A 14,534-nucleotide genomic window follows, 5' to 3' on the forward strand; every position below is an offset into this window, starting at 1 on the left:
ACTGGCGTCAGGCACCAAACACAAGCAGGCATTTCGCCAATTTGCTGCAGCCGTGCCAGCTGAACCGCCCTTTTGTGCTACGCAGGCAATTTCAGCGCGCAACCCCGCTGTGTACAGCCTCACGAAGCATCAGCCGGGCAGCCGCTCAGAGATGACGCGTAAAAAAATTCACCACGGCGGTAAGCGCAGCGGGCGTGATTTTATGCCCGATCTGCGGCTCAGACAGGAACGTAAGCTGCCCATCCTGCTGCGCAGCGCGCAGCGCATCGGCCAGACGCTGCGTTTCAGCAAAGGGCACTACCTCATCCGCTTCGCCATGCCAGAGCAGCAGCGGCCGGCTGGCAAGCCGGTCCAGCTGCGTGGCAGGATCGTAAGCGGTCAGCGGTGCCAGACGCGCGGCAAGCCTCTGCTGCTGCGCAGGCGTCTGCGCCACCAGCGGCGGGAACAGCTGCTCGCTGAGTTGCCGGAAATAGCCGGATCCCATCAGGCAGCCGACGCTTTGAATGTGCGGATAGCGCGCCATGGCCCCCAGCGCCGTCATCCCCCCCATTGAGGCCCCCGCCACGGCAAAACGCTGCCCGGCGATCCAGCTGTTGCCACGCAGCGCAGCCTCCAGCTGCGGCAGCTCATCAATATTTTGTCGCAGAATCTCCCAGAAGCGCGTCATCCGCAGCGCGCTGTCACCCTGATAACGCGCTCCGTGCATGTCTGCATCGGGCATGATGACGCGAAATCCTGCCTGCGCCAGCGCCACAGCAAAGTAACTGTACACTTCCTTTGATGAGGTAAAGCCATGGTAAAACAGAACGACGGGCAGCGGGGTCTGCCGCTGACCAGCGGGTGCGGCATGAATACACTCAATTCCTGCCAGAGACTCTGTTGTCAGTTCAATCACGGTAACGCTCCTGAATAGCGTGCATCTGATAGCGAGTGTACCTGTTCTCTGCTGACACGTTAGCAGATTAACGTCGCTGCTTATTCGCCCTAAACCTTTGCCGGCTTCTGCCGTTGATCGTTCTCCCCCATTTTAAAAACAGGTATTTTATGAAGCGTCTTTCTCTCAGCGTCCTGAGTCTTGGCGTCAGGCTGTCTGTATTGACGTCTTTCAGCGTCGCCATTGTGCTGTTTGTCCTGACATTCACCCTGAGTCACAACGCCGCCCGTCAGCTGGAACAGCTCGCTACCGATGATATGACGAATCAGGTGCAGGGCATCCGTGAAATGGCCACACTGTTTAACGCTACGCTCTCTGAAGAGGTAGAAAACTACACCCGACTATTCCAGAGCTTTTTACCTAAACGTTTCAGCCGTGACGAAAGCACCCGCATTCAGACAGGCGAGCTGAGCACACCTGTGCTGCGTGCCGGTCTGAAAACACTCAATCTTGACCAGCTTGCCGTGGATGACTTCCTTGAGCGCACCGGCGCGGTGACTACCATCTTTGTGCGCGACGGTGATGATTACGTACGCATCGCGACATCACTGAAAAAAGAGGATGGCAGCCGCGCCATCGGCACCCGGCTGGATCGCAGCAGCGCTGCCTGGCGCAGCGTGCAGCAGGGCACCACATGGCGCGGGCTGGCTACGCTGTTCGGCCATCGCTATATCACCCAGTATGAGCCGGTGCGTGATGAGAGCGGCAGCGTCATTGCGATTTTATTTGTCGGCGTAAAAATCGATACACAGTATGCGCTGATGCGCGACAAAGTGCTGGCACGCCATCTCGGTGACAGCGGCAGTTTCTTTGTGCTGAACGGTACACCGGGCAGCAAACAGGGCACCTACCTGTTTGACCGCCACGCTGAGGGCCAGCAGCCACGCTGGAGCAAAACGGTACAGCAGCAGCTGCTGACCCAGCCCGCCGGGCTGCTCAGCTTTGAGGACGCCGGTGAAACCCGGCTGCTGGCGTGGCAGCAGCTGCCGGGCTGGGACTGGGTCATTGCCGGTGAGGTCAGCCGTGCCGCGTTGCTGGCTCCGGTTACGCAGAGTCGCAATCTGTTTATGGCTATCGGCCTGGCGCTGGTACTGCTGTTTGCTGCCGGCTTTGTGTTTTACTGTCGTCGCGCCCTTACCCGCCCGCTGCAGCAGGTGATCCATCTGGCTGAGGAGTATGCAGCCGGTAATCTGCAGGCGCATCTTGATTCAGCGCGACGCGATGAGGTCGGTCAGCTGGTTGCTGCCATTAACGGCATTGGCGACGGGCTGGAAAAAGTGGTGCGCCAGGTGCGGGGTGCGGCTCAGGAGATCAGTGACGGCACCGATACCATTGCAGCCGGCAGCGCCACCATCAGCGAGCAGATTGGCCGTCAGGCGAGCAGCGTGGAAGAGACCTCCGCCAGCATGGAGCAGTTTGGTGCCACGGTCGCGCAGACCGCCGCTAACGTACGCCAGGCGATGGCATTAATGAGTGAGGCTGCCGGTACCGTCAGTCAGGGCGGCGCCACTGTGGCGCGCTCAGCGGAAACCATGGCGGAAATCAGGGTCGCGTCGCAGAGCATTGCCGATATTACGCATGTGATTGAGTCCATCGCCTTCCAGACGAATATCCTGGCGCTGAACGCAGCCGTAGAAGCCGCGCGCGCGGGCGAACATGGCCGCGGATTTGCCGTCGTCGCCGCCGAAGTGCGGGCGCTGGCGCAGCGCAGCGCCAGCGCAGCAAAAGAGATCGATACGCTGATCGCCCGATCCATTGAGCGGGTTGCTGCGGGCCACGCGCTCTCTGAGCAGACGCGCGACAATATGAGCCATATCGTGACGCATTTTGAGCAGGTCAAAACGCTGATGAATGAGATCAATATTGCAGCCCAGGAACAGGCAGCGGGTATCGGTCAGGTTAACCTGGCCATGAACCATATTGGCCAGGCGACGCATCAGAGCAGCGATATGGTGATGCAGTCCGAGAGCACCGCCCGGCATCTGAGCGAAAAAGGACATCACCTTACGGCACTGGTCAGCCTGTTCCGGCTTAATAACTGATGATTGCGGGAAGATGGCTTACACTTTAGCTATCTTCCCTGCACGTCCGGAGCCATCATGCCCCGTTTGTTACTGCTGCTGTGTCTGGTGCTGTGTGGTTGTTCAACGCTGCAGTCGACCCCGCAGGCCCCCCCACCACCCGCCTCGCATCCTCAGGAGATTTCGCGTGCACAGAGCGCCGGGCTGCCGAAGCTGGGCAACATCAGCGCATCGACGCGTGGTTCACCGGATGATGCACAGCGCGCGATTGCCGCACGTGCCAGCCAGGCGGGGGCCGTCTATTATCAGATTGTGATGCTGGATGAAACCAGCTTCCCTGGCTTGTGGTATGCCACTGCCATTCTCTACGGCGCGCCTTCAGGCAGTGCCGGCACGCCGTAGCAGACGCGCGCTCAGCGTATCATCCGGATCACGCGCGCCGCGTCTGCCAGACGCAAGCGCGCACCACGCATCGGCCAGCGGCGGTTCTGCTACTTTCAGCAGTATCGCCGCACTCGCCAGCCAGAACAGTTCCTGCGCTATGTCCCGCGCCTGCGCTTCATGCGGATGACGCAGCTGCAGACGTAGCTGACGCCAGCGGCGGTCAACATGACGATTAGCGCCCTTCACCGCGTCAAACTCCTGCTGCAGCAGCGCATGGCTTGCAGGGTAGCGCTGCAGTACCCGCAGGATATCCAGACACATAACATTGCCCGACCCTTCCCAGATGCTGTTAACCGGCATCTCGCGATAGAGCCGCGGCAGTTCACTCTGTTCACAGTAGCCAATACCGCCCAGCACCTCCATGCACTCTGCCACAAACGGCATCCCGGCCCGGCAGATGGCAAACTTCGCCACCGGTGTAAACAGCCGGGCATAGAGCCGCTCCGTCTCACTGGCGGGCGCTGACCACGCGCGGGCCAGCCGCAGCAGTAACGCAGTCTGCGCCTCCAGCTGCAGCGCCTGACACGCCAGCTGAAGACGCATCAGCGGCTGTTCACTGAGCTGCTTGCCCATCACCTGCCGCTGCTGCGCATGATGCAGCGCCACCGACAGCGCGCGGCGCATCAGGCCGTGGCTGCCGAGCGCGCAGTCGAAGCGTGTCATGCCGCCCATGCGTAACAGCAGCCGGACGCCTTCGCCCTCTTCGCCCATCAGCCAGCCGGTGGCGTCCTGAAACTCCACTTCAGCGCTGGCATTCGAGCGGTTGCCCAGCTTCTCCTTCAGCTGCTCAATACGCAGCGCATTACGCGTGCCGTCGGGCAGCAGTCGCGGCAGAAAAAAACAGCTCAGGCCGCGTGAGGTGTGGGCCAGAATCAAATGCGCATCACTTTGCGGTACAGAGAAAAACCATTTGTGACCGGTAATGCGCCAGGGTTCGCCTGGCGCACGTATGCCGAGGGGTTCAGCGCGCGTGGTATTACTCAGCACGTCAGTACCGCCCTGTTTTTCAGTCATCCCCATGCCAATCAGCAGGCCGCGCTTCTGACCGCCGGGAAGATGATGGGCATCGTAGCGGTCGCTCAGCAGGCCAGCGCGCCAGTCGGCGTAGGGGGCAGGCAGATGCGCTTGCAGCAAAGGCAGCGCGGCGTGCGTCATGGTGACCGGACAGAGTGAGCCCGCCTCCGCCTGTGCGTGCAGGATAAAGCGTGCCGCGCGCGCTACCATGGCATGAGCGGGCGCATCGGGCTGCCAGCTGAGGTTATGTAAACGGCTGGCGCAGACGCCCTGCATCAGCAGATGCCAGGCGGGATGAAACCGCACCTCGTCAATACGTTCACCGCGCGCATCATAGCGCTGCAGTACCGGCGGTTCACTGTTGGCCAGCCGGCCCAGCTCCAGCGATTCAGCGCTGCCAAGCTGCAGACCAACCGACGCCAGCCACGCCTGGTCCCAGGCCGCGCCTTCGCGCATGACGGCCTCGCAGAGCGCGCTGTCGCGGGTGAACAAATTGCTGTTGCAGAGAGGATGAGGCTGGTTGAATACGTGATGTGTGGAATGGAACATGGCGCCTCCTGATGATAACGCATCACAGCGACGAGGCTGCCAGGCAGAGTAACCAGCTGGCAGCCTGCTCTGTCTGAATTATTCAGGAGAGCCGTACAGGAGGGGAAAGCGCTTGTTTATAATTTGCGGCGCCGATCACGCCAGGCGCTGGCGAACTGCCTCAAACAGGCAAACGCCGGTCGCCACAGAGACGTTCAGCGAAGAGACGCTGCCTGCCATCGGGATGCTAATCAGTTCATCGCAGTGCTCGCGGGTCAGGCGGCGCATACCTTCGCCCTCTGCTCCCATGACCAGCGCCAGCGGACCGGTCATTTTGCTCTGATAAACGGTATGATCGGCTTCACCGGCGGTGCCAACGATCCAGATGTTGTATTCCTGAAGCAGTCGCATGGTGCGCGCCAGGTTAGTGACACGAATCAGCGGAACGTTTTCCGCAGCGCCGCTGGCGACTTTTTTCGCCGTGGCGTTAAGCGGTGCGGCACGATCTTTCGGCACGATGACCGCGTGCACACCCGCCGCATCAGCACTGCGCAGGCAGGCGCCCAGGTTGTGTGGATCGGTTACGCCGTCGAGGATCAGCAGAAACGGTTTTTCCAGCGACTGCAGCAGATCGGGCAGATCGCCCTCCTGATAATTTTTACCCGGTTTGATGCGGGCCACGATGCCCTGGTGCACGCCGCCCTCTACCTGCGCATCGAGCCACTGACGGTTAGCCAGCTGGATCACAATACCCTGAGCTTCCAGTGCGGCAATCAGCGGCTGCAGGCGGCGATCGTCGCGCCCTTTGAGAATGAAAACTTCCTGAAAACGCTGGGGGTCGCGCTCCAGCAGCGCCTGCACGGCATGAATGCCAAAAACTATTTCGCTCATTATTTTGCTCAAGATTGGGTTAGAACAGCGATCGCTGAGATCCGGGTTCAGGATGCGCGCGGCGGCGCATCTGGTACAGCGTGCAAATCGTACCCGGATTGCCCGTCAGGACAATCCGGTGACAATCAGGCTGCGCTGCTTTATTTCTTTGATGCCCGCTTAGCCTTCGTGGCGGCGGCGATTTTACGGGTTTTTTCAGAGACTTTTTTGTCTTTTTTCTCACTTTTCTGCGCAGCAGCCGGTTTCTTTTCACCACGGAAAGCAGCATCCGGTTCAAAGTTACCTTTTTTACCCGCGTCGCGACGGCGCTTTGTGGCCGGCTTGCCGCCGCGCTTCTCGCGTTCCCGCGCGGTTTTGCCTTCGCCACGCGGCACGCGCTTGCTGGAGATCAGGGCAAAATCGATTTTACGCTCATCCATGTGCACCGCCTCCACGCGCACTTCCACCGCATCACCCAGACGATAGGTGCGTCCGCCTGATTCACCGATCAGACGCTGCCCGACGGCATCAAAGCGATAGTAGTCGTTATCCAGCGTAGAGACATGCACGAGGCCATCAATGAACAGGTCGCTCAGACGCACAAAGAAGCCGAAGCCGGTCACGCTGGAGATCACGCCGCTGAACACGTTGCCAACCTGATCCTGCATAAAGTCGCACTTCAGCCAGTCAGCAACATCGCGTGTCGCTTCATCAGCGCGGCGCTCGGCCAATGAGCAGTGCTGACCCAGCTGCAGCATCTGCTGCATATCATAGTGATAGCCGCCGGTTGCCGTAGTGATCCCGTTTTCCATGCCCTGCTCTTTTGCCAGCAGATATTTAATCGCGCGGTGCAGCAGCAGATCGGGGTAGCGGCGGATAGGCGATGTAAAGTGGGCGTAAGAAGCCAGTGCCAGACCAAAGTGCCCGCGGTTTTCCGGATCGTACACCGCCTGTTTCATGGAGCGCAGCAGCATGGTCTGCAGCATCTCAGCATCCGGACGATCGGCTATCTGATCCAGCAGTTCGGCGTAATCCACAGGCTGCGGTTTTGCGCCGCCCGGCAGGCTGAGTCCCAGCTCGCTCAGGACGGTACGGAAACTGGTGATGCTGTCTTCGCTCGGACGATCGTGATCGCGGAACAGCGCCGGCTCCTGGTGTTTCTCCACAAAGCGGGCAGACGCGATGTTAGCGAGGATCATGCACTCTTCAATCAGCTTATGTGCGTCGTTACGCACCGTGCGCTCAACGCGCTCGATACGGCGCTCAGCGTTGAAGATAAATTTCGCTTCTTCGGTTTCAAATGAGATGCCACCGCGCTGCTCGCGTGCGGTTTCCAGCACCTCATACATGCAGTACAGCTCTTCCAGATGTCTTACCTGCGCCGCATACTGCTCACGCAGCTCAGGATTGCCCTGCAGGATATTCCAGACTTTGTTATACGTCAGACGCGCGTGCGAGTTCATCACCGCTTCATAATGCTTATAGCCGGTCAGTTTACCGCTGGCAGAGATGGTCATCTCGCAGACCATGCAGAGGCGGTCCACCTGCGGATTCAGCGAGCAGAGGCCATTAGAGAGGATCTCCGGCAGCATCGGCACAACCTGAGACGGGAAGTAGACTGAAGTACCGCGCTGATGGGCTTCATCATCCAGCGCCGTACCCGGCCGCACGTAGTAGCTCACGTCAGCGATTGCCACCCAGAGGCGCCAGCCTCCGCCGCGTTTTTTCTCGCAGTAGACTGCATCATCAAAGTCGCGGGCGTCTTCACCATCAATGGTGACCAGCGGCAGCTGACGCAGGTCGACACGCCCCTGCTTCGCCGCTTCCGGCACGTCTTCTTTCAGCTTTGCGATCTCTTTTTCGACTTCTTCCGGCCAGGTGTGCGGAATTTCATGCGTGCGCAGCGCCATATCAACCGCCAGCCCGGTGCCCATATTGTCGCCGAGGATCTCGGTGATTTTACCGATAGCTTTGGTGCGGCGCGTGGCGCGCTGCACAATCTCTACCACGACAACGGAGCCCATCCGGGCATCAAGCGTGGCGTCCTGCGGAATAAGAATATCAAAGCTCAGACGGCTATCGTCCGGTACCACGAAGCCCGTGCCGGCATCGGTAAAATAGCGGCCGACAATCTGGCTGTTACGCGGTTCAAGGACCCGCACCACGCGTGCTTCGCGGCGACCTTTACGGTCTGCCCCGCCTGGCTGCGCCAGGATCACGTCGCCATGCAGGCAAAATTTCATCTGCTCAGCGGACAGATAGAAGTCATCTTTCTGCCCCTCAGCGCGTAAAAAGCCGTAGCCGTCACGGTGGCCGATGACTTTACCGCGCAGCAGGTCGAGGCGTTCCGGCAGCGCATAACACTGACGACGGGTAAAGACCAGCTGGCCGTCGCGTTCCATTGCACGCAGACGACGGCGCAGCGCCTCCAGCTGCTCTTCACTGGTGATATTTAATGCCCCCGCAATCTCTTCGCGGCTGGCTGGTTTTTCCCGCTGCTCCAGCAGCCCGAGAATAAATTCGCGGCTGGGGATCGGGTTATCGTATTTTTCAGCTTCTCTGTCCTGAAAAGGATCTTTTGACATTAGGTTCCTCCGATGTCATTTGGAGTGGATTGCCACCGGCGGTTCGGACAATAGGATGTGGTAGAGCGAATCGTTGTTTCTTACCAGATCGGCCAGCGTATAGTTATCCAGCTCCTGCAAAAATAACTGCACAGCGTCACTGAGCGCTTTACGTAAGCGACAGGCTGGCGTGATGGCGCAGGTTGCGCAATTGACTAACTGCAGCGGCTCCATCTTTCTGACAACATCGCCAATAATAATTATTTCCGGGTCCATACCTAAACGAATTCCGCCGTTTTTGCCGCGTGTAGCAGCTACAAAGCCGGCCCGGCTCAGTTGATTGATGATTTTTACCATATGGTTACGCGATACGCCGTAAGTATCGGTGACTTCAGTAATGTTAGTCTGCCTGCCCTCGGGCAGCGTAGCCATGTAAATCAGTGCGCGCAGACCATAATCGGTAAAACTTGTTAGCTGCACATATACCTCAGTAAACCATCAGATTTTTTAGTTTTAGCGCCAGTCGTGCGCTTCGATTAACAATGATGATAAACCAGTGCGGAAAAACCCGGAGCGCTTTTTTCATGCCCGTGTGGTCCTGAGCAGGAAAAAACAGAGTGAGCGGAAGCAAACAGCGGATAAACAGAGGCCGGAGCATGTCCGGCCTGAGAAGATTATGCGTCGAATGGATCGCGCAGAATCATGGTCTCACTACGGTCCGGGCCCGTTGAGATAATATCAACCGGCACACCGGTTACTTCTTCAACACGTTTGATGTAATCACGTGCAGCCTGTGGCAGACCCTCTACGGTTTTAACACCAAAAGTGGTTTCACTCCAGCCAGGCAGGGTTTCGTAAATCGGTTCGATACCTTCCCAGCCTTCGGCTGCCAGCGGCGTAGTCGTCATTTCACGCCCATCCGGCATACGGTAGCCCACACAGATTTTAACTTCTTTCAGGCCATCCAGCACGTCCAGTTTGGTCATGCAGAAGCCGGAAAGCGAGTTAATCTGTACGGCACGGCGGACGGCAACCGCATCAAGCCAGCCGGTACGACGGCGACGGCCGGTAGTCGCACCAAACTCATTGCCCTGCTTGCAGAGAAACTCACCGGTCTCATCAAACAGCTCGGTCGGGAACGGGCCAGCTCCGACACGGGTAGAGTAAGCTTTTACGATACCCAGCACGTAGTCGACATAGCGCGGACCGATACCGGAGCCGGTTGCCACGCCGCCTGCGGTGGTGTTAGAAGAGGTTACATAGGGATAAGTGCCGTGATCGATATCCAGCAGCGTACCCTGCGCACCTTCAAACATGATCAGATCGCCACGCTTACGCGCGCCGTCCAGCAGATCGGATACATCAACCACCATGCTGGTCAGGATGTCCGCTACGGCCATCACGTCGCTCAGCACTTTTTCGTAGTCAACGGCATCTGTTTTGTAGTAGTTCACCAGCTGGAAATTGTAGAAATCAACAATCTCTTTCAGCTTAACCGCAAAGGTTTCTTTGTTGAACAGGTCGCTGACCCGCAGACCGCGACGCGCGACTTTATCTTCATAGGCAGGTCCGATTCCGCGGCCCGTTGTACCGATCGCTTTGGCACCACGCGCTTTTTCACGCGCCAGATCCATTGCAACGTGGTATTGCAGAATCAGCGGACAGGCTTCAGAAATCAGCAGACGTTCACGTACCGGCACACCGCGCGCTTCCAGACCGTTCATCTCTTTCATCAGCGCTTCAGGTGACAATACCACCCCATTACCGATGATGCTGGTAACATTTTCACGCAGGATGCCAGAAGGAATTAAGTGGAGGACGGTTTTTTCACCGTTGATGACAAGTGTATGGCCTGCATTGTGGCCACCCTGGTAACGCACCACATAATTAGCGCGTTCAGTCAGAAGGTCTACGATTTTACCTTTACCTTCGTCACCCCATTGGGTGCCCAGTACGACGACGTTCTTACCCATTTCTAAAATCACCGATTGCTTAAAAATGGATTCTACCATCGGTTTTTCACAGTTTCAGCACTTTTAGCACACGTTTGCGCTGTTTTTTGTCTGCGTTTTGTTCAGCTCACAACATGTTGGGGAAGCGCAGCCTTACAGACACAATTTACCCGGCAAGCGGCATTCTTAGCCCTGCATGTGCTGGCTGAACAGGCAGTAAATCACCACGCCCGCCACCACCAGTCCACCGCCAAAACGATGCAGCAGGCGGTCAGGCAGCTGCGTCAGAGAAAGTATCATACGCCGCCAGAGTCGCGGCATTAACATCGGCCCCACGCCTTCCAGTATCAGCACCAGCGCAAGCGCCATCCAGATAGTTGAATTCATACGTTACCCAAAAAAAAGGGCCGACATCAGTGTCGGCCCCGGCTTTATAGCAACTTTTATCGTGAAACGTTAGTCGGTGCTTTCATATAGCGGAAGAAATCGCTATCCGGGCTCAGCACCATGACATCCTGATTATCAGCAAAGCTGTTTTCATACGCCCGCAGACTGCGAATGAATGCGTAGAAATCGGGATCTTGGCTGAAAGCATCGGCAAACAGCTTGGCGGCTTCACCATCCCCTTCACCGCGCGATATCAGCGCCTGACGCTGGGCTTCAGCCAGCGTACGGGTTACCTGATAATCAGCCTGTGCACGCAGTTTTTCTGCCTCTTCCTGACCCTGTGAACGCTGGCTACGGGCGACCGCTTCACGCTCGGCGCGCATGCGGTTGTAGATAGCGTCAGAGACTTCAGTTGGCAGGTTAATCTGCTTGATGCGCACATCGACAACCTGAATACCCAGCGCCGCCATACTGTTTGGATTTGGCGCAGGCTCGCTGCTGTTGGTTTCACGCTCAACGCGCGCGGCAGCACTGGCGATTGCATCATCCGCTGCCGGCGTCTGTACTTCATCATCGTTGCCCGCGCTGCCCGTGTTCAGCGCATCACGTACGTCAGTGGTCAGACGGCCACGCGAATCGGTCACAATATCTTTTACATCCAGGCGGCCCATTTCTGAACGCAGGCGGTCGCTGAACTTACGTTTTAGCAGTACTTCAGCCTGAGAAATATCGCCACCGCCTGTTGCCAGGTAGTAGCGGCTGAAGTCGCTGATACGCCACTTGATATAAGAGTCGACGATCAGATCTTTCTTCTCTTTGGTGACAAAGCGATCGGCCTGGTTATCCATGGTCTGGATGCGCGCATCCAGCGATTTCACGGTTTCAATAAATGGGATTTTAAAGTGCAGACCCGGCGAATAAACCTGTGGCTTATTCTCGTCGTCACGCAGGACTTTACCAAAACGCAGCACAATACCGCGCTGGCCTTCCTGCACAACAAACAGTGACGCGTACAGCACCACCAGCACTACGATAATTACGGCGATGATTGGCTTACGCATCGGTTACTCCCTCCCTTCACGCTGGCTATCGTTGCGCAGCGCATTTGCGCGACGCTGGTCCATGATGCTGTCCGGACTATAAGATGAGTTACCGTTACGATCGGCACTGTTGCCTGGCGATGAAGGCAATTTCATCAGGTTAGTGTTGTTCTGACCGCTCTGGCTGCCTGACTGGCCGTTGCGCAGCAGTTGATCCAGCGGCAGTACCATCAGGTTGTTGCCACGATCGTTAACCAGCACTTTACGCGTATGACTCAGCACGCGTTCCATGGTTTCGATATAGAGACGCTCTTTGGTAATTTGCGGGGCCGCCTTATACTCCGGCAGCAGACGCGCAAAACGGGCAACCTCACCCTGCGCTTCCAGTACGGTACGCTCTTTATACGCTCGCGCTTCTTCAAGAATACGCTGCGCCTGACCGTTGGCACGCGGCTGCACTTCGTTAGCGTAGGCTTCTGCCTCACGCACATACTGCTCACGGTTTTCACGTGCGGCAATCGCATCGTCAAACGCGGCTTTTACCTCTTCCGGTGGACGCGCCGCCTGGAAGTTTACGTCGAGCAGAGTGATCCCCATATTGTAGGGGCGAATCGTCTCGTCAATCTCACGCTGTGTATCGCTGCGCACCACGGTACGCCCTTCGGTCAGAATGCGATCCATGGTGGAGCGACCAATCACGCCACGCAGCGCGCTGTCAGTGGCCTGACGCAGACTGTCATCCGCGCTGGTCACTGCATAGAGATAGCGCTCCGGATCAGTTACGCGATACTGGACGTTCATCTCAACGCGTACCACGTTTTCATCTGATGTCAGCATGACGCCTGATGCAGCCAGCTCACGAACCGCTTCAACGTTAACGGCGCGTACGTTATCGATAAATGTCGGTTTCCAGTTGAGGCCAGGCTCAACCAGATGACTGAATTTGCCAAAGCGGGTAACAACGCCGCGCTCAGCTTCTTTGATCGTGTAGAACCCGCTGGCCGCCCAGATAATCACTACGGCTGCGCCTACAATGCCAACCAGTTTGCCACCGCTACCGCCGCTGCGCTGACCGTTATCGTTCTGTTTGCCACCGCCCAGTCCGCCGAGTTTTTTACTCAGTTTACGGAAGATATCATCCAGATCGGGAGGCCCCTGCTCGCGCCCTCCTTTATTCCCCCCAGAGTTGCCGCCTTGATTATTGCTGCTTCCCCACGGGTCGCGGTCCTGTCCGTTATTTCCGGGCTGATTCCACGCCATGTTTCTACTCCATTTATTGTATTTACGTGTTTTACCTTTCACGTCGCCTGCTGCCGTGCGGTAAACTGCCTGCCCGTCGCCGGACCGCTACAGAGGTAAGCATCCGGTCAGTCGCGCAGTGGTTGTTGCGCCCGCAAAACCGTGTTCCGGCGCTTACAACCTGCAATCATACTTACAGCATCATTCTCATGTGTCAGATAAAGGCGTTTGGGCAATATCAAACAATATAACTGGTTAGCAACGGCTCCTGTTTGCATAAGCGATGCCAGTCAACAATTGGCATACGCACCTGCAAACCCGTACTGCCATCTTCTTCATTCCACTCTTTCTCAATCGCCTGCAGCTGGTAAAAGCGGCTGCGCAGGCGTCCTGCTTCAGGCGGCAATCGCAGTTCATACTGCGCAATCTCACCTGCCAGTCGTTCTGAGAGCGCCTGCCACAACAGCTCCAGACCGACGCCGTTCTGCGCAGAGAGCCACACGCGCGTCGGGCGCTGCTCTTCATCGCGGTCGATACGCGGTTCAAACCCATCCAGCATATCGATTTTGTTCATGACCAGCAGCGACGGGATCTCATCCGCCTCAATCTCAGCCAGCACTTCATTCACAGCATCAATGTTGTCGGTGACGCGCAAATCAGCGGCATCGATCACGTGCAGCAGCAGTGTTGCCTGTCGGGTCTCCTGCAGCGTTGCTTTAAACGCCGCAACCAGATCGTGCGGAAGATGGCGAATAAACCCTACGGTGTCTGCCAGCACCACTTCGCCAACGTCGGCGACGTTGAGACGGCGCAGGGTCGGATCAAGCGTGGCAAACAGCTGATCCGCCGCATACACATTGGCAGACGTTATCGCGTTAAACAGGGTGGATTTTCCGGCGTTGGTGTAACCCACCAGCGAGACAGTTGGCACATCAGCTTTGGCACGCGCCTGACGTCCCTGTTCACGCTGCTTTTCAACGCGCTCAAGCCGCGACAGGATCTGACTGATGCGACCGCGCAGCAAGCGCCGGTCAGTTTCCAGCTGAGTTTCACCGGGTCCACGTAGTCCGATGCCGCCTTTCTGACGTTCAAGGTGTGTCCAGCCGCGCACCAGGCGGGTGGCCAGATGGCGTAGCTGCGCCAGCTCGACCTGTAATTTCCCTTCATGGGTACGGGCGCGCTGCGCAAAGATGTCGAGAATTAAGCCGGTGCGATCGATAACACGACATTCGCACAGACGCTCGAGATTACGTTCCTGAGCAGGAGATAAGGCATGATCGAATAATACGACCGATGCTCCACTCGCTTTTACCGCATCGGCAATTTCAACTGCCTTTCCTTCACCGACAAAATATTTGGGATGTGGCGCTTTACGACTGCCGGTAATGACCTGCAGTGCATCGACGCCCGCAGAAGAGACAAGAGTTTCAAACTCCTGCAAATCTTCCAGCTCTTTGTCTTGGGAGAACCAGATGTGTACCAGTACGGCCTGCTCACCGGCATCATAACGGTCAAACAAGCTATAACCTCGCTAAAATAAA

At 57.3% G+C, this 14,534-nt stretch carries 12 protein-coding genes; 2 read left to right on the top strand and 10 right to left on the bottom strand.

The features are described from left to right. Window positions 1–145: 145 nt before the first annotated feature. Window positions 146–895 carry an esterase gene (yjfP, locus tag B3041_RS16590; protein WP_292977333.1) on the bottom strand — a complete coding sequence of 250 codons (750 nt, stop codon included), beginning with the start codon at window positions 893–895 and terminating at the stop codon, window positions 146–148. A gap of 149 nt (window positions 896–1,044) precedes the next feature. On the opposite strand from yjfP, the gene B3041_RS16595 reads away from it, so the two are divergent. Together B3041_RS16595 and bsmA are read left to right on the top strand one after the other, a co-directional pair. Next, window positions 1,045–2,976, top strand: coding sequence for a methyl-accepting chemotaxis protein (locus B3041_RS16595; protein ID WP_292977335.1), 1,932 nt, complete (start codon window positions 1,045–1,047; stop codon window positions 2,974–2,976). 57 nt (window positions 2,977–3,033) lie between these two features. Continuing rightward, on the top strand, window positions 3,034–3,357 hold the full coding sequence (gene bsmA, locus B3041_RS16600; RefSeq protein WP_414692387.1) for a biofilm peroxide resistance protein BsmA: 324 nt from the start codon (window positions 3,034–3,036) through the stop codon (window positions 3,355–3,357). On the opposite strand, the gene B3041_RS16605 is transcribed toward bsmA, so the two are convergent. The 9 genes from B3041_RS16605 to hflX all read right to left on the bottom strand — a co-directional run bounded on the left by B3041_RS16605 (window position 3,334) and on the right by hflX (window position 14,512). Further along, a complete protein-coding gene (locus B3041_RS16605) occupies window positions 3,334–4,962 on the bottom strand; it encodes an isovaleryl-CoA dehydrogenase (protein WP_292977337.1) in 1,629 nt (542 codons plus the stop codon). The genes bsmA and B3041_RS16605 overlap by 24 nt on opposite strands. Before the next feature lie 135 nt (window positions 4,963–5,097). Then, window positions 5,098–5,832 carry a 23S rRNA (guanosine(2251)-2'-O)-methyltransferase RlmB gene (gene rlmB / locus B3041_RS16610; RefSeq protein ID WP_065648096.1) on the bottom strand — a complete coding sequence of 245 codons (735 nt, stop codon included), beginning with the start codon at window positions 5,830–5,832 and terminating at the stop codon, window positions 5,098–5,100. Window positions 5,833–5,972: 140 nt separating this feature from the next. After that, the gene (rnr, locus tag B3041_RS16615; RefSeq protein WP_292977340.1) at window positions 5,973–8,396 is read right to left on the bottom strand and encodes a ribonuclease R; all 2,424 of its coding nucleotides are present in this window, start codon (window positions 8,394–8,396) and stop codon (window positions 5,973–5,975) included. Window positions 8,397–8,411: 15 nt separating this feature from the next. Then, a complete protein-coding gene (gene nsrR / locus B3041_RS16620) occupies window positions 8,412–8,855 on the bottom strand; it encodes a nitric oxide-sensing transcriptional repressor NsrR (RefSeq protein ID WP_292977342.1) in 444 nt (147 codons plus the stop codon). 194 nt (window positions 8,856–9,049) lie between these two features. After that, entirely contained in the window at window positions 9,050–10,348 is a 1,299-nt protein-coding gene (locus tag B3041_RS16625) for an adenylosuccinate synthase (protein ID WP_065648093.1), read from the bottom strand. Between the two features lie 165 nt (window positions 10,349–10,513). Beyond that, window positions 10,514–10,714, bottom strand: a complete 201-nt coding sequence (locus B3041_RS16630; protein ID WP_065648092.1) for a DUF2065 domain-containing protein — start codon at window positions 10,712–10,714, stop codon at window positions 10,514–10,516. A gap of 56 nt (window positions 10,715–10,770) precedes the next feature. After that, a complete protein-coding gene (hflC, locus tag B3041_RS16635; RefSeq protein WP_039380630.1) occupies window positions 10,771–11,775 on the bottom strand; it encodes a protease modulator HflC in 1,005 nt (334 codons plus the stop codon). A 3-nt stretch (window positions 11,776–11,778) separates the two neighbouring features. Continuing rightward, complete coding sequence (hflK, locus tag B3041_RS16640) at window positions 11,779–13,014, bottom strand: FtsH protease activity modulator HflK (protein WP_065648091.1); 1,236 nt, start codon at window positions 13,012–13,014, stop codon at window positions 11,779–11,781. A 217-nt stretch (window positions 13,015–13,231) separates the two neighbouring features. After that, complete coding sequence (gene hflX / locus B3041_RS16645; RefSeq protein ID WP_065648090.1) at window positions 13,232–14,512, bottom strand: ribosome rescue GTPase HflX; 1,281 nt, start codon at window positions 14,510–14,512, stop codon at window positions 13,232–13,234. Window positions 14,513–14,534: the final 22 nt, after the last annotated feature.

Source organism: Pantoea sp. UBA4549 (assembly GCF_002387285.1).
GTDB lineage: Bacteria > Pseudomonadota > Gammaproteobacteria > Enterobacterales > Enterobacteriaceae > Pantoea > Pantoea borealis.